This is a genomic window from Nostoc sp. CCY 9925, assembly GCF_963920935.1.
Taxonomy (GTDB): domain Bacteria; phylum Cyanobacteriota; class Cyanobacteriia; order Cyanobacteriales; family Nostocaceae; genus Nostoc.
In genome coordinates this window covers 14,412-39,066 of sequence record NZ_CAWUDO010000070.1, presented here as the reverse complement: position 1 = coordinate 39,066, position 24,655 = coordinate 14,412, and the positions used below count along the sequence as shown (strand labels likewise).

The window sequence follows — 24,655 nt, the reverse complement described above, 5'->3', positions numbered from 1 at the left end:
TCTCTAAGAAGTCAGGAATCTTATTTTTTAGGCTCGCTATATGGAGATTTAACCGCTTTTAAAAAGTTAAATACCTGCCAAAATGGCAACCATATTTTGATTAAGCAAGCTAAATTATAGAAGATAAACGACTTCAAGGGTGTTGTTATCAGGGACTACCAAGCAAGCAAATGTTTTTTAAAAAAACATTATTTCCTAAGCGATTTAGATAGAAAAAGCTGTCTCGAATAAGTATGATGAGAGGATTATTTTGCGGATAAATATCAATAATTAGGTTTGACATTTGTTACAACAGGAATATTAAATGTATATGGGCATTGTTCTTGAAGTACACATTAGCCCCCAAATCACAAGCAACGTCTGTATACATTCCTGTCCACTTCAGTAGCAAATGATAGAGTGGGAGTTTGAAAGCTAACTGATATGCTTCCTCCCACTCTCTTTTTATGAAGAATTCAGAACTCAGGAGCAAAGCCAGAGACGCTCCGCCTACGGTCAGAATTCAGTATGATTTTTCTGCGACTCGGTGATGGATATATCCTGTTAACTAATTAGGCAAAAGTGATATGACTCATCGAACTAACGTCATTTTATAGTTGAAATATTCTGAATCCTGAATTCTGAATTCTTTAGTAAAAGCCAGTATCTTGCAAAAATTCCAGAATTACTGTATTCAGTACTTTAGAAGCACCAGTTGACGCATCATGACGGCAGTTAGACAAAATTTGAAATTTGGAATTGGAGATATGCTGATGTAATTTTTCACCATGACTAGCAGGAAACCAACTATCTTGCTCACCCCATAAAACTAGTGTAGGACACTGAATTTTATGCAAATTATTTTGAATTTTAGTGAGCATGTTTGGCTTATTTGCTTGCGAATTCTCTATTTCTCGGGCTGCTATTTGTAATTCTTCGGCAACTTTAGCGATCGTACCGGGTAGTTCAATAAACGGGTAAGTTATCCAATATATATCTTCCTGCGTCAGAATTGATGGATCGAATAGTACTGCACGTCTTTCTATTGCCATAATTTCTCTAAATAAAGGTGCAAACAGATATGCCAGACGCAAAGAATCTACAGTTTGCATTATTTCTAGAGGTGTTTGGGCGAGTAACCACATAGCCCAATGGGGTAAACCTTCGGTAAATACAGGCACGTTTACTACTACCAACCGCCCAATTAATTGGGGATGTTCTTGAGCAAGAGCAAGGGCAATTAATCCCCCCAAAGATTCAGCCACAATCACTGCTGGTTCATCACATAATGCCTGAATAATTCTTTGAAATTCAATAACTTGATGACCGTTGCCTTCTCTACGAGACAATGGTTTTTCTGAAAAACCAAATCCTTTGGCATCAAAACAAATTACCCGAAAATATTTAGATAATGGTGCTATCATATGGCGCCAATTGTAGCTCCAACTGCCCATACCATGTAAGAGAATTAGCGGTTTTCCTCTACCTTTTTCGCCATATGCAATTTGTACAGGATACCCATGAGCATCAATAATAACCAAATTTTGCCGCCCTTTAGGAAAAGTGGCCTGCCACCAATCTTTCATTCCTTGATTAATCAATAATTTAAGGGTGAGAAGTCAGAATTCAGAAGTCAGAATGGACTACGCTCCGCTACGCTAACAGAATTCAGAATGAATATCAAATCAAGGTTACTATAGCTTCTGAATATTATTCAAATTATTAAGCTTTAGGTCTCAAAGCCTTCTTAATTCTGATTTTTGTATTCTGGATTGGAGAATTCTGATAATTTAAGTGCCGGTTAAGGCGTTCCATAACATTCTAATTAGTATCACAGGTAATGCTACTAAGACAACGGAGATTAGCAACAATCCAGCCAAAACGGCAATGATAAACCACTTGTCTGCACTTTTTTGCTGGCTGGGAAATTTTAGGTGTTCTTCCAATAGCTTGAGATTTTTATTATTAGCTGTCCAAGCAACATCAAAAAAGTCTCCGAAAACTGGGATAGCACCTACTAAACCATCAATAATTACATTCACAACCATTCTGCCTAAGGCGGCTCTAGATACACCTAGCCGTGCTGCTTCTAAAATGATGTAGCAAGAAAACATGACTCCCAAAAAATCACCACCGATAGGTAGTAATCCTAAAATTGGATCGATACCAATGCCAACTTGAGTTCCGGGAATAGTAATAGCATTATCCAACAGCCGACTGATCTGACGGAGGCGCTTTAAGGTAGGTGCTTTGGCATCAGGTTCAATCATGGAAGACCGAAAAGAGGAATCTGGCATGAAAGCGATCGCTTATTTGTATTCAATCGTTAGACATTTTACTCTTCTCTTGAGCTTTTGCAAAAGTTTCTTCAAAGATTTACTAATTAATATTTTTTCATATTTTCGGTAGATTGTGGCTGTACTTTGGAACGCATATCTTGGCCGACAATTACGTTCAACTGGTCGCCGATTAACATAACAGCAGCACTCATCGATAGCCAGAGCATTAAAACGATGACAGCTCCTACTGCACCATAAACTTTATTATAATTCCCAAAGTTCGCTACATAAAGCCGAAATAGTGCAGATAACATAGCCCAAAAAACAGCTGCTAAAATCGCTCCAGGCATCATTGGTGTGCCTGAGTTCCAGACACTTGGCCCGTAGCGATAGACAAAGCCAAAAGCGTAAGCAACAATACTTAAAGCTAACGGCCAGCGTAACAGTTGCCAAATATCGAACAGGAAGATTAAAGAAGCATTTTCACGTGCTACCATTCCCAACAGCCAATCGCTGGTAAACACTAATAAAGAAGCCAACACCAAAAGCAATATAGTACCGACTGTTAATCCCAGAGAAACAAGCTTGGCTTTCCAAAAAGGGCGTATTTTTTCTGGAGGAATTTGATGTATTTGGTCGAGGGCTGTCATTGCAGTACTCACTGCACCAGAAGCAGTCCAAATTGCTAATAAAAAGCTCAGAGAAAATAAACCACTGTTTTTGGAATTGGTAATTTCTGTAGTGGCAAAATCACGAATCAGAATCAAAGCTTCTTCAGGTAAAACTTGACTAAGTTGTGTCGCCAGTTGTTTAAAAGTGTTTTGTAAAGATTCTGCTAATAAGCCAATAGCTGCAATCAAAGCTAGAATCGCTGGAAACAAAGATAACATGGCATTGAAAGCAATTTCCGAGGCTAGTCCAAAAAGTCGTGTTTCGATTGTCTTAGCGAAAGTTTTTTTCAACATGCGCCAATTGAGGTGACGAAAAAAGCGGACAAAACGAGGCTTAAACATAACTACAGCAATTAACAACTCAGATGATATTGGCACATGCAGGTAATATCATGTGCAGTTGGAAATTTATCATTTTGATTGACCTACGGACTACACAAAAGTCTTTGGGTGGGGCAATTTAAAATATATCGCACAGTCAGTCAGATACCTCACCCTGGTTTTGGTATGCAAAACTGTCCCTCTCCTTAATAAGGGGGATTAAAGATAGGACTGTTTGAGATTTTTGTTTGGTTTTGGCTAATTTCATGACTTGTGTGTACACCGTAGGCTCAAAGGTAGGAACGCGCAAGGGATAGGGATGCGGTAAATCTCAAATCTAAAATTTTTTGACGCAATCAAATAAATAGGAGTTTTATATAAGGGGCGATCGCTAACCTAATTCCATTGAGTATTGTAACTAAAATTACGACGTTGGTAACAGGATATCTGATTTTACGAGTTGATTTTGGTTATACACGCGACCATAACATTAAACGAAAATCAGCAAGGACAAAGATCTAACAGACGTTAGGGGTGTATAACTGTCCTAAAATAACCCATTTTGTAAATAATCATCCTCAAGGAAGAATATAAAAATTCTATTTTTATATAAGCGTATTTTTCAGACAGGCTACTTGCTTAATCGTGCAACAAGTTTTTCTTAACATGGTAATTAACTGTGCATGAAATACAAATGACTCACATAGTTACTCACCTATATCGTATTAAACAAGCGGCGAGTTGAGCAGCCAATCACAAGGCAATCAACTAATAGCTAACTCAAATTTCATCAAATCCAAATTACGAGGTTTTTAACGATGTCTAACGTATTATTTGCAGATTTATCCAACGAGCAACTAGAAGTTGTGGCTGGTGGTGTTGATTTTCAACTAGATGCAACTTTTTTTGCAGCAAAAGAAAACGTTCTCAATGGCGAAAGCAGTTCTGATCCTAGTGGTAGCACTGCTAGCTCCAACGGTAGTTCTACAGAGATTGAAACTGCTGGATTAGCTTTCTTAGCTTTGGGTTCTTATGAGATTCCTGAGATTCCTACGGTTTAAACAGTTAAGCAGCTAAACAAAGCAATCGACTAATACGTGAGTTCGCTGAAAAAAGTTTGATGAAAAGAGCTTAGAGATTTTATCTCTAATACGAAAAATCAAATTTTCACTTCTTAATCACGAACTCACGTTACTAACTCTTCAAATTCTTCAAATCAAAACTACGAGGTTTTTAACAATGTCTAACGTATTATTTACAGATTTATCCAACGATCAACTAGAAGTTGTAGCTGGTGGTGTTGATTTTCAACTAGATGCAACTTTTTACGCAGCAAAAGAAAACGTTCTTAATGGCGAAAGCAGTTCTGACCCTAGTGGTAGCGCTGCAAGCTCTAACGGTAGTTCCACAGAGATTGAAACTGCTGGATTAGCTTTCTTAGCCTTGGGTTCTCATGAGCTTATTCAGATTTAAAAAGTATACAGCTATTAGGTTAAGTAGCTAAACAAGGCAATTGACTAATACGTGAGTTCGCTGACAATAGTTTGATGAAAAGAGCTTAGAGATTTTATCTCTAATGCAAAAAAATCAAATTTTCACTTCTTAATCACGAACTCACGTTACTAGTTGTTCAAATGTTTCAAATCAAAATTACGAGGTTTCTACCAATGTCTAACATATTGTTTACAGATTTATCCAATGAGCAACTAGAAGTTGTAGCTGGTGGTGTTGATTTTCAACTAGATGCAACTTTTTACACAGCAAATGAAAATGTTCTCAATGGCGAAAGCAGCTCTGGCCCTCATGGTAGCACTGCTAGCTCCAACGGTAGTTCTACAGACATTACAACTGCTGGAATAGCTTTTTTAACTTTGGATGCTGATGAGATTCTTGATATTTCAAAAAAATATGGTCATTAAGCTGAGCAACTAAAAACAGCAATCAACTAATACGTGAGTTCGATGAAAGTAGCTTAGTAAAAAGAATTGTCTAAAATTATTTTTACTAAAGTTTATATACTTTTATTTGTAATGCAAACTCACGTAAAATATTCTAAAATTTCATCGAATTTCAATTACGAGGTTTGCGGCTATGTCTGGCGAATTATTTAGAGATTTATCTGATGAACAACTAGAAGTTATATCTGGTGGTAGCGATCTTGCAATAAATGCGACTTTTTACAAAGCCAGCCAAAATATTCTCAGCGGTAGTAGTTCTTCCGGGCCAAATGGCAGCATTGCTAGTTCTTATGGTAGTTCTACAGAAATTGCAACTGCTGGTTTAGCTTTTTTGGCTTTAGATGTGAATCGTATTGCCGATATTTTAAAATTTCAAGAAAAATAATCTACCGGAAGTGTTGGCTAAAACCTCAGTATCGGTGACATGATATTCTCGGCACACTTGAACATAAATTGATATGAAATTTTTCACAGATGACCCACAATAATACGATTACATGGGTCATATTTTGTTCAGTATTTTCAGGTAATAATTCAGAAATGCTAATATTTTGATACCGGATATTTATCCAGCAAAATTCAGGCATCAAAATTCATAACTAAATTTTACTAATTCCAAAAACATAACAACAGGCTGACAAAATTTCATAGCATTAATACTGCGTTGCTGCAATTCAAAATTATTCAATTTTCGAGTTTTGAAATTTTCTAAAATGTAATCTACCTTTTTGCGGTGCGGCACTAGTTGTCATTATGTAGAGTAATTTACCTATGAAATACCAGTTTGTGAAACAGCATAGCAAAGAAGACTGTGGAGCTGCTTGTCTTGCTGCGATTGCTAAATATTACGGGCGTACTTTTACTCTCAGCCGCATCCGGGAAGCGGTAGGTACTGGACAATTTGGAACGACTTTATTGGGGCTGAAACGTGGAGCAGAAACACTTGGGTTTAATGCTCGTCCAGTGAAAACTTCGCCGGAACTTCTCGAGCGAATGAATGAAGCACCGCTACCGGCAATTATTCACTGGAAAGGAAATCATTGGGTTGTTTTATATGGTAAGAAAGGCAAAAAATGTTTAGTTGCAGATCCAGCGGTAGGTGTGCGTTATCTTTCTCCACAAGAGATAGCAGAAGGCTGGACAGATTGGTTAATACTTTTATTGGAACCCGATCCTGTACGTTTTTTTGCCCAAGAGGATGATAAAGTTGGTGGGTTTTGGCGTTTTTTCAAACGTGTTTGGATTTATCGTGCGATTTTAGCTCAAGTTTTGCCTTTGAATTTAACGTTAGGTTTGCTATCTTTAGCTTCTCCTTTTCTGCTGCAAATTCTTACTGATGATGTATTGGTTCGAGGTGATACAAAATTACTAACTACTGTAGCGATCGCTGTGGTAGTTATGAATATAGTTTCTCGTAGTCTTTCGTTTGTACAATCTAACTTAATCGCTCACTTTGCCCAACGTTTGCAACTAGGTTTAGTTCTAGAATTTGGGCGGCAAATTTTACGATTACCCCTCTCTTATTACGAAGCCAGACGTAGCGGTGAAATTGTTAGCCGTCTACGAGATATTAGCCAGATTAATCAGTTAGTTGCTAACTTAATTATCACTCTACCCAGTCAATTTTTTATTGCTCTGATTTCTTTTAGTTTCATGGTTTTCTATAGCTGGAAACTCACGGCAGTCGCTGTATTTATCGCTATGATGATGAGCATATCTACCATAGTATTCCAGCCAACTTTGCGGCAAAAAACTCGTGAACTATTAGTTCAAGAAGCAGAAACACAAGGGGTTTTAGTAGAAACCTTTAAGGGCGCTCTGACTCTCAAAACTACCACATCTAGACCACAATTTTGGGACGAATTTCAAAGTAGATTTTCTCGTTTGGCTAACGTAACATTTAGTACAATCCAAATTGGAATTATCAATAATACCTTTTCTGGCTTTGTTGCGGGTATTGGTGGCGTGATTTTGCTGTGGTTTGGCGGTAATTTAGTGATTAATCCCGCAGAAAATCTCAGCATTGGTCAGCTGCTGGCTTTTAATTCAATGAATGGTAACTTCCTGGGGTTAATTGCTACTTTAATTAGTTTTGTTGAGGAATTTACGCGGGCGAAAACAGCCACACAACGCCTCACAGAAGTGATAGATGCCACTGCCGAAAATGAGGGCGATGAAATAAAGCCTTTTGCTGAAATTCGTGGTGATACTGATATAATTTGTACAAATATTAACTTTCATTATGCTGGTCGGCTTGACTTAATAGATAACTTTTCTTTAACAATTCCTGGTGGGAAAGTTGTTGCCATTATCGGCAAATCTGGTTGTGGTAAAAGTACTTTAGCAAAATTGATTGCTGGGTTATATCCACTGCAATCAGGGAATATTCGTATTGGACTTTATAATATCCAAGACCTTTCTCTTGATTGTCTACGTCAGCAGGTTGTTCTTGTTCCCCAAGAGCCTCATTTTTGGAGTCGTTCGATTGTTGAAAACTTTCGCTTAGGCGCACCCCATGTTACGTTTGAGGAAATTGTAAGAGCTTGTCAAGTAGCTGAGGCTGATGAATTTATTAATAATTTGCCTGAGAAATATCAAACTATTTTAGGTGAATTTGGCGCAAATATTTCTGGTGGGCAACGTCAAAGACTGGCAATAGCAAGAGCTATTGTTACAGATCCGCCAGTTTTGATTTTGGATGAATCTACTGGTGGACTCGATCCAGTAAGTGAAACACAAGTTTTGGATAAATTGTTTAAACATCGTTGGGGTAAAACTACGATTTTAATTACTCACCGTCCGAAGGTAGTTAATCGGGCTGATTGGATTGTATTGCTAGATCGAGGCAAGTTAAAGCTTCAAGGTTCTTTGGAAGATCTGCGAACCAAACCAGGAGACCATATAGACTTTTTAATGCCTTGAAGGAAAATTCAGGAGTCAGAATTCTGATTTCTAAATATTTTTTTCAATTATTAGGAGAAATATGCTTTACACCCATAATCAAAAGTTCCTACCATCACTTGAGAAAGATGAATTTCTTCCTCCTATTAGTGGTTGGACATCTTTAGCTGGAGTTTTACTCGTTGGAACTATTGGTTCTGCGATCGCTCTTTCTTCATGGATTAAATACAATGTCATGGTAGAAACTGCTGCGACTGTTCGTCCAATAGGCGATACCAAGTTAGTGCAACCAGAAATGGAGGGAACTGTTGAAAGTATCTTTGTAAAAGAAAATCAAATTGTCAAAAAAGGAGAAGTTATTGCTCGTCTGGATACGCGACAATTGCAAATTAAAAAAAGTCAACTCCAAGGTAATGTCGAACAAAGTAGATTACAAGTAATTCAAATTGATTCGCAAGTTGCTATTTTAGATACTCAGATATTGGCTGAAAAAAGATTTATAGAACGAAGTGTTTTTTCTGCAAAAGCAGATTTGGCACGCAACCAACGAGAGTATCAAGAACGGAAAGTTGCTACTCAAAGTGAATTTTTAGTTTCAGAAGCCAGTTTGCAAAAAGCTAGGGCTAATTTGCAAAAAGCTCAGGCAGATTTAGAGTTTGCCGAAATTGATAGCGATCGCTATGAACAATTGGCAGAAGTTGGAGCAATTGGCCGGCGGGAATTTGAGCAGAAAAAACTAGTTGTTGAACAGGCTAAATTAATACTCGAATCTGAAAAAATATCGATTGAAATTGCTCAAGCTAAAGTGCAATCAGCCCAAGTTGTAGTTAATCCCACTAGGGCAAAAATCGCGATCGCCCAAGAACGCATTTCCCAAGAAATTGCTCGAGGCGAAGCAACCATCGCCACTTTACACAAAGAAAAACAAGCTTTAATGCAGCGGCGAGTAGAAATGCAAACCCAACTCAAGCAATATCAAAAAGAACTTCAACAAATTGAAACTCAACTGCAAAATAGCATTATTCGCGCCACTAGTGATGGTATAATTCTCAAGCTCAATTTACGAAACCCTGGTCAAGTTGTGGGTGTTAGCGAATCTATTGCTGAAATTGTTCCTCAAAATGCTGCTTTGGTGATTAAAGCGATGATACCCACCGCAGAAATTCAAAAAGTTGCAGTTGGTCAAAAAGTGCAATTGCGAATTGACGCCTGCCCATATCCTGATTATGGTACTCTTGAAGCTGTTGTCAATAGCATTTCTCCAGATGTAATTACACCTGTGGATAGCAAGACCAATACTGGCTATTTTGAAGCTACAATTCAACCCGAAACGCTAAAATTTGGCAATGGTAAGCTTCAATGTCACATCCAATCAGGGATGAATGCAAAAGCTAATATTATCTCCCAAGAAGAGACAGCATTACAATTTATGCTGAGAAAGGCGAGATTAGTCACCGATATTTAAAAACAAGATTCAGAATCAATTAGTGAGGGATTTAAACCCGCTACTGATTGTAGACTACCAAATTTCAAGAAAGGTGTTGTGTTTCACTGTATTTACTCCTACGGAGAAGTAAGCTCAGATCCGTTAGTTATACAGAATACGCAACTAAATTATGACGGCTGATGGCTTTATTCTTTCTTGTTAATAAGTAAAACCTAATAAATCAGGGCTTCAGAATACTGAATTCTGAGTTATGAATTCTGAATTCTGCTCGATCAATGCTAGTATTTCCCCATCATAACTCACTCTTCCCTGACATCAACAGGGAAGATAGTTTTGTCTTTTTTTAATGTCCCAACTACGATAAATTTCATCTGAAATCTGCTAATTATACATTATAAAGTCTTGATAAATTCTCATGGTATTTTTTGGCAATTATTTTGTACAAGTTGGCATTTTTTCGGCGTAAATATGCCGTGGGTTGCATATAACTTTTTTCTGATGCTACTAAAATAGCTGACATAACAATATTATGTGAGCCTGAACTTGTGTACAAAAATTATACTTTGAATTGTCTACGTTATGTCCCTAGTGCGGTTTCTGACATCTTATCAGAGAATTCAACAATCATTGCAATGGTGGTCTGCTAGACAGTCGATAAAACTCTTTGTGGAAGCAGAGAAAATTCGGGATGATTTGTTACAGGAATCTTTTACAATACGTCGCAATTTAGATTTATTGACAGTAGATAATCTAAATTTATCAGATAATAAAATTCAAGAGTGCTTAAAACAAATTGACAATTTTCATCACTCTTTAGTGCAACTGAGCGATCGCTTATTTCCAGCATCCCTTCAAGACAGTTTTCCGTTAGCTATTGAGTATTTATTAGAACCTTGGCTAGTATCCAATCCTCAGTTATACTTTCAAATCGATTTGCCCCTTTATTGGCGGCATGAGCCAGCAGAACGTAGTCTGGTTGTATTAACTGCTTTAAATGAGTTACTGACCATAACTTTAACAGAAGTTATGGCATTAACATCGATTTATATCAATTTAAAACAACAGAAGACTATTGGAAAGTTAATTGTAGAAATCACGTATTCTAATGTGTCTACATTTTTTCTTCACTCTACACTACCGGAATTAAATTATCTTTGTGAAAGTTTTCGATTACTAACCTCAGGTAAATGTTTTAGTAGAACTAATAACTTGAGGATTTCTTGGCATTTTTATTGGTAATTATTATATTGAGCAATTTACATATTTCTTTATATTTTAACAAAGGTAATTAGTTATTGTAGATAATTATCAAGAACTTTTAATTATGTACTTAATCAGCAGGCTGTGAATTATGAAACAAGAAATGTCCGAAAAAGCGTTGCTGAAAATTTTAGTAATTGATGACCATGAGTCAGTTTTAAGTGGAACAGTAGATATTTTACAAAAACATTACCCTGGTGCTGAAATTGTCACAGCTATCAATGCTAATAATGCTCTCAATCAAGTTAGTAGTTTACAGCTAGATCTTGTAGTTATGGATCTTTCCATTCCAGAAAATTATGGAATCACAGCACGACCTGATACGGGTGTTCAACTACTGCGAATTTTGATGAAACACTATCCCAACTTGAATATTCTTGTCCAAACCGCTCATGTGAGAACATTAGTGAGAATTAGACCTGATATTGATAGCCATAAAGGAGGTTTTACAGTCGCCGATAAAAGTCTTTCCACCCAAGAAATGTTGACCAGAGTTGATTGGGCATTACAGGGATTAACTCATACAAAAGATATTAAAGGAATTTATTCTGGATTAGAGTTTAAACCAGAGTGGCTTAGAGTATTGACTTTAGCATTTGAAGAAGGATTACAAGACAAAACTATTGCGGAACGAATGTGTATATCTGAACGCATGGTGCGTCATTACTGGAGTAAGCTACAAGATGCTTTAAATGTTTATCCTGATGAGGGTAAAAATATTCGTATTCAAACTGAAATCCGGGCTAGAGAAGAAGGTTTAATTGATTAGTTTTTATCATAATTGAATGGGTTTCTGTCATTAACACTTAATAAGGTTTCATTTTTATTTATTAAAGTTTAGTCCCTAATTACTTATAGCTAAAGGCTAGGAGGAAAGCTTATGCGGCCTGGGCTTTGGAAAATAATAAAAGAAGAAATTCGTATTTGGCGTGTAGGTGCATTCCCAGGAATTGTAGTCATTGCACTGGTGATAGTTGCTCGTCTGAGTGGTTCAATGCAATCTTTAGAGTGGTTAGCTTTTGATAGTTTCCTGCGTCTACGTACTGAGGAACCTATAGATGAACGAATTATAATTGTGGGAATTAATCAAGAAGATAGCCTTATAGATTCTTCAATATCAGATAGAGATTTAGCAGCATTACTGTGGAAAATTCACAGGTGTCAACCTAGAGTTATTGGTCTTGATATTTATAGAGATTTTCCGGTTAACCCTGGTCATACAGAACTTTTGGCAGCTTTTAAAAATATCAAAAATTTAATCGCCATTGAAAAAGTATTACCTAAGCAAATTGCTCCGCCACCCAATTTTTCTATGGAACAAATTGGTTTTAGCGATCAAGTTACGGATACTGATGGCAAATTAAGACGAAGTTTATTAATAACACGAACATCTCATGGAGAAAAATTATCTTTATCTCTACGTTTAGCAGAAGTTTATTTAGCTTATGAAAATATTACCTTTAAAAATAGTATTAGCGATCGCACTACAATTCAGTTTGGTAATACTCCACTACCAAAACTTGTTTCTAACTCTGGCGGCTATGTCCGAACTGATGTCACCGGAGTTCAAATACTGCTAAATTTTCGTAGCGGTCAAAAAAGATTTAGAACTATTTCTTTAAATGATATTAAAAGCAACAAATTTAATTCTCAATGGTTACGCGATCGCATTGTAATTATCGGCTTAACTTCCCCTACACGAAAAGACTTGATAACTACTTCGAGAATTACATCTCACCAATCTCCAAAAAGACCAGTGCATACAGTAGAAATCCAAGCACATGCTGTTAGCCAAATTATTAGCGCAGTGCTTGATGACAGGCCACTTTTAAATACTTGGTCAGAGGAATGGGAATATTTGTGGATTTTTGCCTGGGGGTTTTTAGGAATTGCGATCGCTCGATTGAGTAAATCCCCTTTAGCAAATATCATAATTGTGATTACTACAACTTCTAGCTTATTGGTCACTTGTTATTTTCTCTTAACTTGGGGCTGGTGGGTTCCAGTAATTCCTACAATTATCGTTTTAACTATCAATGGTATAGAACTCACTGCTTTATATCAATGTGATAAAGCTTTGCGATCGGGAATTAAAGCTAGACAAGATGTTATTGAACGCACATTTGAAACCATTCACAATGGGCCATTGCAAAGTCTCGCTAAAGTTTTAAAAATGGTTAAATGTCAAGACTTACCAATCAAAGAATTACTCCCAGAACTCGAAAAAGAACTTGAAAGACTAAACCACGAACTCCGAGGAATTTATGATTTTTTACAACGAGAACCGCCAACTAAAGACAGTAGCCTTTATTTAGGAAATACTTTAGTCTTAAATTTGCAAGATCCTTTACACGAAATTCTCTATCAAGTTTACAGTCATACGCTAGCGCGAGACTTTCCTTGCTTTAGAACTATCAAAGTTAAAATTCGTACTTTTGAACCGATAGATGAACGACACTTAAGCATAGAACAAAAGCAAGGACTTTGCCGATTTCTCGAAGAAGCTTTGTGCAATGTCGGTAAACATGCCACAGGAGTAACTCGCCTCGAAGTCACTTGTTTTTCATCTGAAGGCTGGTACACTTTGAGCATTATAGATGATGGTTTGGGTGTTAATTCATCTCGCGAAGGCCGCGGTACTCAACAGTTTAGAAATTTAGCAAAGCAACTCAAAGGTAAATTTCAACGAGTGCCTCTTTCTTCTAGAGGAACAATTTGTGAATTGTCTTGGCCTGTAACTAAATTTTGGTACTGTCATAAATAATTATGAATAATGATAGATATAGAAAATCGTCGATAATTTTATAGTGACTTACCTTCAACGTATGTATTTTATAGAAATAACTCGCTTCACAAACCTATCATTTTTTATTCTTAATACTGTAATTGATTTTTCACCAAAAGCTAATGATTTACCTAATGGAGTTTTTATATACTGAAAACAAGATTTCCACATTATTGAAAAGTGGTTAATCTGAATAAAATAACTATTAATAAGGGGTAAAAACATGGTAGAATTAAATCACTCATTTACCCAAAGAAAATCAGCTTTCTCTTCCCCAAATAGCCAACCAGCTACTAAAAATACTGAGGCGCTAGCAGACACCTGGAATTATTATCTTCAAAGTTTACATGAAGCTATTGCTGAGTCCAATACAGCAAAAGAAATTATTCAAAAAGATTGCGATCGCCTTAAAGCTTTGGCGATCGCTTGGGAAAAAGAAATTCAAATTGCCCTCAAAAACTCTCGTGAGGATCGAGTTCGTCAGGCATTAGCCTATAAACAAAATTGTACTGCAAGAGCGCGAGAACTAAAAACTTTAGTTGAACGGCATGTTATCCATATCAGCACTCTTCAAACACGACTGGCTTATTGGCAAAATCAACTATAACAAGAGTCAGGAATCAAGGAACCTAACTTTTAACAGCGACAAACTCAATATTAGTTGCAGTATATTTCAGCAGTGTATTTGTAGTTAACCATTGGTCTACAAATTCAAACACGTGATATTTAGGATATGAAACACTATTTTTAGGTAAAAGTTGCCTATGCCAAAGGTCAAGGAGTTCAAAATTAGTTTGCTTGAGGAGGTGTTTTACCATTTTTTGGGAATACAAACGGTCATGGTAAAAGTCTCCCCGCAAATGGGCTAAACGCTGAGTCCAAGAAAGATAGTAAGGCAAGAAAAAACAAAAGAAAAGGCCTGATGGTTTCAAGACTCGATGAATCTCACCAAGAGAAGCAAGGTCATTAGAAACGTGTTCAAGAACTCCAAAACTTAAGACAACATCGAAGCTTGCATCGTTGAAGGGGAGTAAATACGGATGTTCTAGGGCGACAACTTTTAGAGATGCTTTTTCGATGATTGGTGTAATCTGATCGAAAGCTGAATCATCAGCACCGCGCACATCACAACTAGCAATTTGTACACCCATTTCACGCATTAAAAAAGAAATATGTCCTTTCCCACATCCCCAATCAAGAACGCGTATTTTATCCGAACTTGACCCAAACCAATACTCCAAAACAGCCTTCACGTATTCTGTCAGGTAGAGGAAAATGTTCTGAGAGGCAGGGTTGGTTAAAAATGTGTGGCTATCTATATCCCCTACTAAATCAATCAACTGGTGATTTAGAGGTAAATGTTTCTGAAAATGAGTATGTCTAAGAGCAACCAATTTTTTGCGATTATCTATTGAATTTCTGCTCATAGTTGGATGGATTGTCTCAAGATAAAAGGGCCTGGAAATTGCGGATGGGGGATATGAGGGGCACAGCTGCGAATAATAACTCCTCAAACACTCCCAATGCCCCAGTCCCTTTTACTCAATCTGGTAAATTAACCAAAGTGTTAGCTCTAAAAAGTATTTTGCTCATCAACCATGCCACTATAGAAACATAGAGCTGCAACTTGAGCAAGAGGAAGACTAAAGAAAGCTGTGCAGATAACATTCTTAGGGACGAGTTCCGGTGTACCCACGCGATCGCGCAATGTTTCCAGCGTCGCCCTGAGATTACCCCAAAGGGCAGAACTATGGTTATTTGACTGTGGCGAAGGCACTCAGCATCAAATTTTGCGGAGTGAACTAAAAATCAGCCAACTCTCCCGAATTTTTATCACCCACATGCACGGCGACCACATTTTTGGCTTGATGGGACTTCTTGCTACTTGCGGCTTGGCTGGAAATGTACAACGAATTGACATCTACGGGCCACCTGGATTAAATGAATACATTCAAGCCGCCTCGCGCTATTCCCACACACATTTTTCCTATCCCATTAAAGTCCATGCCATCCGTCCAGGGGTAATTTATGAAGATAATGACTTCACCGTTAGCTGCGGTAATTTACATCACCGGATCACAGCTTTCGGCTATCGCGTAGCCGAAAAAGACCGCACAGGACGCTTTGATATCGAAAAAGCCAAAGCCTTGCAAATTCCTTCCGGCCCGATTTACGGTCAACTCAAGCGCGGTGAAACAGTAACCCTTGAGGATGGACGTGTAATTCATGGTGCTCAATTGTGCGGCCCTACAGAAATTGGTCGCAAGATTGCCTATTGTACAGACACAGTTTTTTGTGATGGCGCAGTGGAATTAGCGAAGGATGCAGATCTATTAATTCACGAAGCCACCTTTTCCCATCAGGATGCAGACATGGCTTTTCAACGATTGCATTCCACAAGCACAATGGCAGCCCAAACAGCTTTAGCTGCTGGCGCACATCGGCTGATTATGACCCATTTTAGTCCCCGCTATGCTCCTGGAAATAATTTAGAGTTAAAAGATCTGCTTCAAGAAGCCCGTGCGATTTTTAAGAGTACTGACATGGCTTATGATTTCATGATTCATGAAGTACCCAGGCGGCGCGAAGTGGAGTTAACCAAAGTCAGCGTGTGAATTTTAGATTTTTGATTTTGCTGAAGCAGTGAGTTATATCATGTTCGGGTGAAGACTTATCATTAGGACTGACGCGGAAGGGGACGCGGGGATGCGGAGAAATTTTAATAATAAGTGATTATCCGAACTTGATATTATTGGCAAGATCCAAAACCGCACTGTTTCTTGATGAGCGACTGTGCCTGGAGTGCCATAAAAATAATTTATAGCAGTCGAAGCAATTGTATATGTGACGCAGTGGCAAATTTCAAGAACGATCTCGCAAAGGGCTATTTCTGTTAAAATCTTTACAGTGTAAGAATTCTATTGCTATTTAAAAAATACCGAAATCTCTTACGATCTAAAGATTTTTATCCAAATATTTTTTATATTACAAGTAGGACTTACGCAAAAGTCTCTAAAAACTTAATTTATCGAACCGCCTTGCCTTCTCGTAGAGAAGACGCCAAGAACGCTTTCTCTAAGAGAGGCTTCGCTAACGTGCAGCGTCTCGTAGAGAAGAATCGTGGAGTGTGCGTAAGTCCTAGGTTAAAAAAGTAACCTTACCAGCTATTAATAATGTGCTAAATTACAACAGCGTCTAGTTAAATAATTCAGAAAAATCATTAATTTTTTATCAAGATTTTTATTCTTTAAATAAAGATTTATTGAAAAATTGTTGTTCTAGTACTGATTTGAAATTTATATGCATGAATTGATGAACATGAAAACCTTAGTTGGCATAAGATCATTTTAAGTGGTTTAATTTCTGGGCAATAATTAAGTATTTTTTTGTAGAGCGTAGGTGTAAAAATTCATTTAAAAAATGTTTCTCACAATCTTAGAAATAAATTCTTTCCATATTAGAGGAGTTTGATAGTGGTTAAAACTAGTCTGAATCAAGACCAACAAGTTATCACCTCAGTACAAAGCAGGGTTAACATCAGACAACTACCTACTATTTTGCTTCGTCAACGCTTTGTGATTTTGGGAGTTTCCTGTTTAGTTATGTCAGTTGCCAGCATCTTTGCTGTCACTGCCAAATCTAATTATCAAAGCTACATGCAAATACTGGTGAGTTCCAATTTATCTCAAGAGGCACAGTCAAATAATATCACACAAGAGGCAGACACTAAAACTATTGATTACAATACTCAGATGAAGCTCATGCTGAGTTCCAAGCTACTTCAGAAAGCTGTAGATTTACTTCATTCTGATTATCCGAATATGACCTTAGAATATCTCAAAGGTCAAAAAGAATACAACAAAAAAGCACCTCTGAAAGTCACCCAAGAAGAGGCAAATATAGGAGCAAAAACAGTTTTTAGTCAAGTATTTGAAGTTTCTTTTAATGATGACGATCCAGTTAAAGCACAAAGAGTACTTCAAGCTTTACAAAAAGTTTATCAAAACTATAACACAGAACAACAAAAAGAGCGTTTAGATCGGGGACTGGCTTTTGTGAATACCCGCCTACCCGAAATCAAAAAAGAGGTCAGTCAAGCTGATAAAAATTTAGAACAGTTTCGCAAAAAACATAATTTAGTCGATCCGGAAGCACAAAGTAAAATCCTGCTACAATCTTTGGCTGATATTCAACAACAGCTACAAACCACTCGCGCCCAACTTCAAGATGTCAACGCTCGCTACGATAGCCTACAACAAGAAATAGCAGCTTCTTCCCAACAAAATGCCCAAATTTCTTCTCGTTTAAATCAATCAAGCCGTTACCAAATACTATTAAATGAAATTCAAAAAACTGAACTAGCGCTGGCTAAGGAACGGTTGCGTTATACAGATGATTATCCATCAGTGGAAAAACTCAAACAGCAACGCCAAAACCAACTAACATTGTTACGGCAAGAAGTAAAAAATCTTACCAATGGTGGCAAGGACGAAAAACTTGTAAAAGCCGGCATGGTAGAAGTTGATCCCAAGCTAGTAGACGAATTAGTTCTGTTACAAACAAATGTTTTAGGACTAACTGCTAATGAAAAAAGTTTAGTGCAATCAGAACAGCAAATTCGTTCTGAATTAAGCAGATATCCCAACTTAACAGCGGAATATAATCGTCTGCGGCAAAAGGTAGAAACTAGTCATCAAAGCCTAGAACAACTGCTTCAGGCACAACAGTCCTTAGGAATGAAAATTTCTCAGGAAGGATATAACTGGCAAGTTTTGGAAGAACCTGTTTTGGGTACTTATATAGGGAATAATAGATTATTATATTTGCTTGGGGGAGGAGTAATTGGGCCGCTTTTAGGTATTTTAGCAGCCTTGATTTTGTCGAAACTTAATGACACTATTTACAGTGCCGCAGATTTAAAAAAACTGACAAATCTGCGCCTATTGGGAACGGTGCCAAAATTGCGATGGCCTCATAGTAAAAAGCGTCTTTTAAATCTGTCTTGGAATCAGCAGCGCAGTTTAGCTCCCGCTATGGTAGAAGCCAGCGCCAATTTACCTGTCCATGAAACTTTGGACATGATCTACCAAAACATTAAAATATTAAAATATCCCTTGCCTTTCAAGTCATTGATGTTGACTTCAACACTACCAGGCGAAGGAAAGACAACTTTAATTTTAGGGCTAGTGGCTAGTGCTACACGAATGCATCGACGTGTATTAGTAATTGATGCTAACTTGCAGAATCCTAACCTGCACAAAGTATTAGAACTCTCTAATGATTGGGGACTATCTCTGTTATTAGTTGATGAGACAACTAGTAATTTTCAAGATTATATTCAGCCCATTCACCCATTCATTGATATTTTGACTGCTGGCTCGATTACAGAAGATAGAGTGAAGTTGCTGAGTTCTCAGAGAATGAAAGAATTAATTGAGCTATTTGAAGAAAATTATGATTTAGTGCTCATAGATGCTCCATCAATTTTAGCCACCGTTGATGCCAGGATTATTGCATCTTTTTGCAACGCGATCGTTATGGTAGAGCGCATGGGTAAAGTCAAGCAAGCTCAATTGATTCAAGCTATTGAAATTTTGAGTAAGTTGAATTTAATTGGAATTATTGCTAACGAAGTTAAATAGCATATAGCCCTACTTAATCATTCGTAACAATTTAGATACCTGTCTTTTTTAGTATTGCCTATTGCCTGCCTATTTAATGAGGTATTGAAAAAAATCACTTCATTTGCAAGTTTTTCTTAATAATAGAGTATTGACTTTTTCTGTTTCCAATTCCAAGTATTTTTTGGAGTTGTATATTCTTAATAAGGGCTTATGACCCATATTCGAGGCTAATTCTTCTGCCTGTTCCCGCCCCGAAGGGGCTGTGAGTTATATCGTCTTTATTTCAGCCAACAACTAGGAAGGCACTCAGGATGCTAATAGTTCTGATAAACTCTCGGCAGAAATAAGAAAAAGGAGTCAGAATTCAGAATAATCGACCTATCAAACGTTTGAAATCAATATTCAGACCTTCAGTCGCTACAGCTGCGGTGTTACCCAGGCCTACAGAATTTAGCATGAGTTCTGTACGGCAATCACTTATATGGGAAACTCCCAACACTGGACCGCCTCTCCTGAGTTCTGGATTCTTCATAAGAAGAGTCGATTATTATATGGATTTACTCGAAAGTCCCTATACAAATTTATTGATTGACGGCGGTTTTCAATTGAATGGAATACACCCTTTAAAAATAAAATTATTCTAGAGTATAGATAAGGACAGATATGCTAACATACTTTGGTCTATTCAATCAAAATTTCTCTAGTTCGAGAACAAATTTTTTTTAATTTAAATTTTCAATGAAATGAACAATTATAGATACCAAGTTGGTGGTACCCTCACCAGTGATTCTCCTAGCTATGTTGAGCGTAAGGCAGATGTGGAACTTTACCATGCCTTGAAACAGGGTGAATTTTGCTATATCCTGAGCTGTAGGCAAATGGGTAAATCCTCATTGATGGTGAAAACAAAACATCGCTTACAAAAAGAGGGCTTTCGATGTGCCACCGTTGATATGACCAACATTGGTTGTGACAATATCACTCCAGAACAGTGGTACAAGGGAGTAGCAGGCGATTTATGGTTAGGTTTTCAACTGTTAGGAAAAGTTAATTTAAAAACCTGGTGGCAAGAAAAAAAAGATATTTCTTTGGTTCAAAAACTCAGTCAGTTTATTTCAGAAATACTGTTACCTCAGTTTCCTGACGAAAGATTGTTTATTTTTATTGATGAAATTGATAGTATTCTGGGCTTAGATTTCTCAGTTGATGACTTTTTTAGCTTGATTAGGTTTTGCTACAACCAAAGAGCAATCAATCCAGAGTATAATCGAATTACATTTGCAATTTTTGGCGTTGCCACACCTTCAGACTTAATTTTATATCGAAATCATACTACCCCATTTAATATTGGTAAAGCTATAGAAGTAAATGGTTTCACATTTGAAGAAGCTCAAACATTAGCTTTGGGGCTGGATATTCAAGGTAATCATCCCCAGAAAGTGTTGCAAGAAATCTTGTCCTGGACACAAGGACAACCATTTTTGACCCAAAAGCTGTGTCGGCTGCTTGTCAATTTATCTCAAGATGATTTGGGTAGAAAGCTCAAAATTCCCCCTGGTACAGAAGAATTTTGGATAGAAAATGTAGTGCGATCGCATATCATCGAGAAATGGGAATCCCAAGATGAACCAGAACATCTGAGGACAATTCGCGATCGCATTCTCAGAAACGAACAATTTGCCGCCAGATTACTGGGAATTTATCAGCAAATCCTCCAAGGAGTTAAAGTACCAATTGATGATAGTCGAGAACAGGTAGAACTGTTACTATCTGGTTTGGTAATTAAAAAGCAAGGTTTTCTCCAAATCAAAAACCGCATTTATGAAGAAGTTTTCAGTCTAGAATGGGTTGGGAAAAAATTAGCTAACTTGCGGCCCTACTATGAAAGTTTCAATGCATGGGTAGCCTCAAAGCAAGAAGATGAATCTCGCTTATTGCGCGGTCAAGCTTTAATTGACGCCCAAACTTGGGCAAGTGGCAAAAGCTTGAGCAACTTAGATTATCGATTTTTAGCTGCTAGTGAAGAATTAGACCGACGAGAAGTGCAGCAAGCATTGGAGGTCGAACGTGCCAAAGAGGTCGAAGCGCGACTTGCAGAAGAACAAAAAAGGCTTGCTCAACAAAGAAGATCTTCCAGAATCGTGGCACTTTTGCTTCTGGGTATGACCATCAAATTGGCAATTTCTATAGTGTGGGGAATGTCGCTTTTACAAAAGATTGATGCTCTGCAATCACGGCTAAGATGTAACGAGATAGAGCATCAAGGCACAGTCACGTCGCTTTGCTCCGAATTCAAAATTCAAAATTCAAAATTCAAAATTAATAATCCCCATAAATAAATTTAGAGAGAAGTTGGAGCGGAGGCTTCCTCCGTTGGTGCAGCCCAACCCAGGCATCCAAACTTCGGAGGGCTTGTATCATATCATGTTCGGGTGAAGACTTATCATTAGGACTGACGCGGGGACGCGGAGAAATTTTAATAATTAAGTGATTATCCGAACTTGATATCATGAATCTTTATCGGTCAAAACTATTTGTAATTAGCTAAGGAATTTTAGATTTTGCGTTCGCGTAGCGTGTCGGAGACAAAAGTTGAGCCAGTGTGTTCCTGTGGTCTTGCGTCGGAGCGCCGGCTTCCGGCGTAGAAGTCCGAAGGGCGGATTGTCGTCAGACATCTGAACTTTTCAAGACAGATTTTAGATTGACATGAATAAAAATAAGCCTGCCAATTACGGCAAGCCGACATCTATATCATTTGCTAAATTTAGGTAGATACAACAGATTTTAATAAGCGTGAAGTAAACTATCTATGTCTGGTAGCTAAGCAGAGAAACTATGCGAATTCTGAATTCTGCTGTATCTTCACTATTAACCACCAGCAACAGCAGGGACAATACTTACTTCATCACCATCATTGAGGCGTGTATCTGCGCCTTTTAAAAAGCGAATATCTTCGTCATTCAGGTAAAAATTCACAAACCGCCGTAGCTTTCCTTCTTCATCACACAATCGTGATTTGAAGCCAGGAAAGCTTTGTTCTAATGAATCCACAAGTTCAGCAATGGTGTTGCCACTGGATTCTACGGTAGCTTGGTTATTAGTAAATTGTTGAAGAGCTGTAGGAACTAAGACTGTTACCGCCATAAGAATAGAAAGTTAAGAGTGAAAAAGTGAGGAGTGAGGAGTGAGGAGTGAGGAATAAAAAAACTCATAACTCCTAACTCATAACTCATAATTAAACGAGGACTTGTTGCCATTCCAAGCGATCCAGAGTACGCGATCGCTCTAGGGCCCGTTCAAAACTATCGAGTTTCGCATCAATAGTCAAGGGTTCGCCAACGTAGCCTTGTATTGCTTCTTGGGTTTTGAGTCCATTGCCAGTGATGTAAACCACGGTAGTTTCATCTGGATCGATCTTGCCAGCTTCTACCAATTTTTTCAGCACAGCTACGGTTGTACCACCCGCTGTTTCTGTGAAGATGCCTTCGGTTTCTGCCAGTAGCTTGATGCCGTCAATAATTTCTGCATCATTGACTGATTCAATGTTACCACCAGTCTTCTGAGCTATATCTACAGCATAAATGCCGTCTGCTGGATTACCGATCGCAATTGATTTGGCAATTGTATTCGGTTTCACTGGTTTAATAAAGTCGCGCCCTTCTTTAAATGCTTGGGCGATAGGCGAACAACCTTCAGCTTGAGCGCCGCTGAAACGGACGTTCTTACCTTCTACCAAACCAACTTCTACAAATTCTTGGAAACCCTTATATATTTTTGTAAACAGAGAACCAGAAGCTAAAGGAGCAACAATATGGTCGGGTAGTTCCCAACCGAGTTGTTCTGCAACTTCAAAGCCCAGGGTTTTGGAACCTTCAGAGTAGTAGGGACGCAAATTGATATTGACAAATCCCCAACCATGTGTATTAGCAACTTCTGAACACAGACGATTGACTTGATCGTAGTTGCCTTTTACAGCCATCAGGGTGGGACTATAAATTAGACTACCGAGAATTTTACCAGCTTCCAAATCTGCGGGGATGAATACACAGCAGTCTAAACCGGCGTGAGCGGCGATCGCTGCTGTAGAATTTGCCAAGTTACCAGTGCTGGCGCAGGAAACAGTGGAAAAACCCAACTCTCGTGCCCTGGTGAGGGCGACTGACACCACCCGATCCTTAAAGCTGAGGGTGGGCATATTCACGGCATCATTTTTAATATAAAGCTTGTTTAGGCCCAGGCGACGGGCAAGACGGTGGGAACGAACCAAGGGAGTCATACCAGTTCCCACATCTATAACATTGTCAGTTGCGACAGGTAAAAAGGGACGGTAGCGCCAAATTGAATTAGGACCGGCTTTAATTGTTTCACGAGTAACGGTCTGACGCAGAGCGCTGTAGTCATACTTGACTTCCAAGGGCCCGAAGCACAACTCACAAACATTACTGGCTTTGGGTTCATATTCAGCACCACATTCCTTACACTTCAAGGCTTTAAAAAATGTGGCATTACTGACTTGGGATTGGGTTGTGATTGCCTGAGTCATAAACTAGCTTTCCCTGTCTGTCCATCAACTGTCGCCTGATGGTAACACGAGTAAAAATACCAGTCAAACATACCCGATAAAAATAGTCGGGTATGTTTAGTAGTGAGTGTAATAATTTTTGTAAAATTTTAAGGTTAATAAATTCCTGTCTTTAGTATTTACACTTAGTTATTTGTAGTTACAAAACAAGATAAGAACTTCAGTGATTCAGTTTTAATACTGTTAGTAGTTATGATTAAATTGCATTTCAGGTATGAATAATTTGCATCTATCTGAACGATCTTCACTTTTTAGCGATCTAAATTGCTTACAGAATTTATTCAAATGGCTTTATACAGTAGAGTAAATATATAACAACAAACAGCCAAAAGTCTTTTAAAATATAGATTTTAGTGTTTTTTATCTTGAATTCAAGATAAAAATACTATATATGTTGCAACAATAAAGTTGAATTTTAATCTTTGATCCACTCATTCACCGCCAGACAAGTTACTTATTTATACGGTAGACTTTTTTTGCAGCAAAAGTTACATTTCTACTTGCATAAACAATTCGGCAATACGCAACAGTAAGTTCCCCATACTTGTGATTACCAGCCTTGATTATCAAGGGCGATCGCAAATTCAGATCGGCGAATTATTTGAAAGTATTGCTTCAACATACTTGGTGAGGAGTGTCAATAACTGACAGGATTCAAGAAGCTTGAAATACATAAACTAGGTCTCAAAACCAGGTGTTAAGGGTGTTTTATTCCTGAATTCTGATTCGGAGAATTCAGCAATTTTGCTTTAACTCCTCAAGTCTGCATTCCCAAAACATTAAAGTTTTAAGCAAATATCATCGGTAATTCTTTAAAAAATTGCCGAACTTTATCCTCTTGAAAACTC

At 37.8% G+C, this 24,655-nt stretch carries 20 protein-coding genes; 13 read left to right on the top strand and 7 right to left on the bottom strand.

From position 1 onward, the window contains the following. Positions 1-629: 629 nt before the first annotated feature. The 3 genes from ACM0OY_RS27800 to ACM0OY_RS27790 all read right to left on the bottom strand — a co-directional run bounded on the left by ACM0OY_RS27800 (position 630) and on the right by ACM0OY_RS27790 (position 3,271). Complete coding sequence (locus ACM0OY_RS27800; protein ID WP_414572018.1) at positions 630-1,565, bottom strand: alpha/beta fold hydrolase; 936 nt, start codon at positions 1,563-1,565, stop codon at positions 630-632. 204 nt (positions 1,566-1,769) lie between these two features. Further along, the gene (locus tag ACM0OY_RS27795) at positions 1,770-2,276 is read right to left on the bottom strand and encodes a DUF4112 domain-containing protein (protein WP_414572017.1); all 507 of its coding nucleotides are present in this window, start codon (positions 2,274-2,276) and stop codon (positions 1,770-1,772) included. 86 nt (positions 2,277-2,362) lie between these two features. Continuing rightward, positions 2,363-3,271 (bottom strand): YihY/virulence factor BrkB family protein, encoded by a 909-nt coding sequence (locus ACM0OY_RS27790; RefSeq protein WP_414572016.1) that lies wholly within the window; start codon positions 3,269-3,271, stop codon positions 2,363-2,365. Between the two features lie 797 nt (positions 3,272-4,068). On the opposite strand from ACM0OY_RS27790, the gene ACM0OY_RS27785 reads away from it, so the two are divergent. The 10 genes from ACM0OY_RS27785 to ACM0OY_RS27740 all read left to right on the top strand — a co-directional run bounded on the left by ACM0OY_RS27785 (position 4,069) and on the right by ACM0OY_RS27740 (position 14,208). Beyond that, positions 4,069-4,311 (top strand): CTB family bacteriocin, encoded by a 243-nt coding sequence (locus tag ACM0OY_RS27785; RefSeq protein ID WP_414572015.1) that lies wholly within the window; start codon positions 4,069-4,071, stop codon positions 4,309-4,311. A gap of 178 nt (positions 4,312-4,489) precedes the next feature. Next, positions 4,490-4,723 carry a CTB family bacteriocin gene (locus ACM0OY_RS27780; RefSeq protein WP_414572014.1) on the top strand — a complete coding sequence of 78 codons (234 nt, stop codon included), beginning with the start codon at positions 4,490-4,492 and terminating at the stop codon, positions 4,721-4,723. 194 nt (positions 4,724-4,917) lie between these two features. After that, entirely contained in the window at positions 4,918-5,169 is a 252-nt protein-coding gene (locus ACM0OY_RS27775; RefSeq protein WP_414572013.1) for a CTB family bacteriocin, read from the top strand. Between the two features lie 172 nt (positions 5,170-5,341). Beyond that, positions 5,342-5,593: a CTB family bacteriocin gene (locus ACM0OY_RS27770; RefSeq protein ID WP_414572012.1), complete on the top strand. Its 252-nt coding sequence runs from the start codon at positions 5,342-5,344 to the stop codon at positions 5,591-5,593. A gap of 386 nt (positions 5,594-5,979) precedes the next feature. Further along, positions 5,980-8,130, top strand: a complete 2,151-nt coding sequence (locus ACM0OY_RS27765) for a peptidase domain-containing ABC transporter (protein ID WP_414572011.1) — start codon at positions 5,980-5,982, stop codon at positions 8,128-8,130. Positions 8,131-8,191: 61 nt separating this feature from the next. Beyond that, positions 8,192-9,574: an HlyD family efflux transporter periplasmic adaptor subunit gene (locus tag ACM0OY_RS27760; protein ID WP_414572010.1), complete on the top strand. Its 1,383-nt coding sequence runs from the start codon at positions 8,192-8,194 to the stop codon at positions 9,572-9,574. A gap of 561 nt (positions 9,575-10,135) precedes the next feature. Next, on the top strand, positions 10,136-10,795 hold the full coding sequence (locus ACM0OY_RS27755; protein ID WP_414572009.1) for a hypothetical protein: 660 nt from the start codon (positions 10,136-10,138) through the stop codon (positions 10,793-10,795). Between the two features lie 112 nt (positions 10,796-10,907). Further along, a complete protein-coding gene (locus ACM0OY_RS27750; protein WP_414572008.1) occupies positions 10,908-11,585 on the top strand; it encodes a response regulator in 678 nt (225 codons plus the stop codon). A 111-nt stretch (positions 11,586-11,696) separates the two neighbouring features. Further along, positions 11,697-13,580, top strand: coding sequence for a CHASE2 domain-containing protein (locus ACM0OY_RS27745; protein WP_414572007.1), 1,884 nt, complete (start codon positions 11,697-11,699; stop codon positions 13,578-13,580). A 244-nt stretch (positions 13,581-13,824) separates the two neighbouring features. Continuing rightward, a complete protein-coding gene (locus tag ACM0OY_RS27740) occupies positions 13,825-14,208 on the top strand; it encodes a PspA/IM30 family protein (protein WP_414572006.1) in 384 nt (127 codons plus the stop codon). A gap of 22 nt (positions 14,209-14,230) precedes the next feature. Here the strand turns inward: ACM0OY_RS27740 and ACM0OY_RS27735 are convergent, their stop codons facing one another. Next, positions 14,231-14,941, bottom strand: a complete 711-nt coding sequence (locus ACM0OY_RS27735) for a methyltransferase domain-containing protein (protein WP_414572005.1) — start codon at positions 14,939-14,941, stop codon at positions 14,231-14,233. 315 nt (positions 14,942-15,256) lie between these two features. On the opposite strand from ACM0OY_RS27735, the gene ACM0OY_RS27730 reads away from it, so the two are divergent. Further along, a complete protein-coding gene (locus ACM0OY_RS27730; protein WP_414572004.1) occupies positions 15,257-16,216 on the top strand; it encodes a ribonuclease Z in 960 nt (319 codons plus the stop codon). Positions 16,217-17,074: 858 nt separating this feature from the next. Then, on the top strand, positions 17,075-19,243 hold the full coding sequence (locus tag ACM0OY_RS27725) for a GumC family protein (protein WP_414572003.1): 2,169 nt from the start codon (positions 17,075-17,077) through the stop codon (positions 19,241-19,243). A 346-nt stretch (positions 19,244-19,589) separates the two neighbouring features. Here the strand turns inward: ACM0OY_RS27725 and ACM0OY_RS27720 are convergent, their stop codons facing one another. Next, positions 19,590-19,757: a hypothetical protein gene (locus ACM0OY_RS27720; RefSeq protein ID WP_414572002.1), complete on the bottom strand. Its 168-nt coding sequence runs from the start codon at positions 19,755-19,757 to the stop codon at positions 19,590-19,592. 211 nt (positions 19,758-19,968) lie between these two features. Between ACM0OY_RS27720 and ACM0OY_RS27715 the strand changes: the two genes are divergently transcribed. Continuing rightward, positions 19,969-21,564 (top strand): AAA-like domain-containing protein, encoded by a 1,596-nt coding sequence (locus tag ACM0OY_RS27715; RefSeq protein ID WP_414572001.1) that lies wholly within the window; start codon positions 19,969-19,971, stop codon positions 21,562-21,564. 529 nt (positions 21,565-22,093) lie between these two features. On the opposite strand, the gene ACM0OY_RS27710 is transcribed toward ACM0OY_RS27715, so the two are convergent. Further along, positions 22,094-22,369 carry a MoaD/ThiS family protein gene (locus tag ACM0OY_RS27710; protein WP_190954505.1) on the bottom strand — a complete coding sequence of 92 codons (276 nt, stop codon included), beginning with the start codon at positions 22,367-22,369 and terminating at the stop codon, positions 22,094-22,096. A gap of 91 nt (positions 22,370-22,460) precedes the next feature. After that, on the bottom strand, positions 22,461-23,768 hold the full coding sequence (thrC, locus tag ACM0OY_RS27705) for a threonine synthase (protein WP_414572000.1): 1,308 nt from the start codon (positions 23,766-23,768) through the stop codon (positions 22,461-22,463). Positions 23,769-24,655: the final 887 nt, after the last annotated feature.

Bases quoted from the DNA above. Each gene is read 5' to 3' on its own strand.
- ACM0OY_RS27785 (WP_414572015.1), top strand. From the start codon at position 4,069: ATGTCTAACGTATTATTTGCAGATTTATCCAACGAGCAACTAGAAGTT.
- ACM0OY_RS27710 (WP_190954505.1), bottom strand. From the start codon at position 22,369: ATGGCGGTAACAGTCTTAGTTCCTACAGCTCTTCAACAATTTACTAAT.
- ACM0OY_RS27795 (WP_414572017.1), bottom strand. From the start codon at position 2,276: ATGCCAGATTCCTCTTTTCGGTCTTCCATGATTGAACCTGATGCCAAA.
- ACM0OY_RS27760 (WP_414572010.1), top strand. From the start codon at position 8,192: ATGCTTTACACCCATAATCAAAAGTTCCTACCATCACTTGAGAAAGAT.
- ACM0OY_RS27775 (WP_414572013.1), top strand. From the start codon at position 4,918: ATGTCTAACATATTGTTTACAGATTTATCCAATGAGCAACTAGAAGTT.
- ACM0OY_RS27755 (WP_414572009.1), top strand. From the start codon at position 10,136: ATGTCCCTAGTGCGGTTTCTGACATCTTATCAGAGAATTCAACAATCA.
- ACM0OY_RS27770 (WP_414572012.1), top strand. From the start codon at position 5,342: ATGTCTGGCGAATTATTTAGAGATTTATCTGATGAACAACTAGAAGTT.
- ACM0OY_RS27715 (WP_414572001.1), top strand. From the start codon at position 19,969: ATGAACAATTATAGATACCAAGTTGGTGGTACCCTCACCAGTGATTCT.
- ACM0OY_RS27740 (WP_414572006.1), top strand. From the start codon at position 13,825: ATGGTAGAATTAAATCACTCATTTACCCAAAGAAAATCAGCTTTCTCT.
- ACM0OY_RS27790 (WP_414572016.1), bottom strand. From the start codon at position 3,271: ATGTTTAAGCCTCGTTTTGTCCGCTTTTTTCGTCACCTCAATTGGCGC.
- thrC (WP_414572000.1), bottom strand. From the start codon at position 23,768: ATGACTCAGGCAATCACAACCCAATCCCAAGTCAGTAATGCCACATTT.
- ACM0OY_RS27800 (WP_414572018.1), bottom strand. From the start codon at position 1,565: ATGAAAGATTGGTGGCAGGCCACTTTTCCTAAAGGGCGGCAAAATTTG.
- ACM0OY_RS27780 (WP_414572014.1), top strand. From the start codon at position 4,490: ATGTCTAACGTATTATTTACAGATTTATCCAACGATCAACTAGAAGTT.
- ACM0OY_RS27745 (WP_414572007.1), top strand. From the start codon at position 11,697: ATGCGGCCTGGGCTTTGGAAAATAATAAAAGAAGAAATTCGTATTTGG.
- ACM0OY_RS27720 (WP_414572002.1), bottom strand. From the start codon at position 19,757: ATGAAGAATCCAGAACTCAGGAGAGGCGGTCCAGTGTTGGGAGTTTCC.
- ACM0OY_RS27765 (WP_414572011.1), top strand. From the start codon at position 5,980: ATGAAATACCAGTTTGTGAAACAGCATAGCAAAGAAGACTGTGGAGCT.
- ACM0OY_RS27750 (WP_414572008.1), top strand. From the start codon at position 10,908: ATGAAACAAGAAATGTCCGAAAAAGCGTTGCTGAAAATTTTAGTAATT.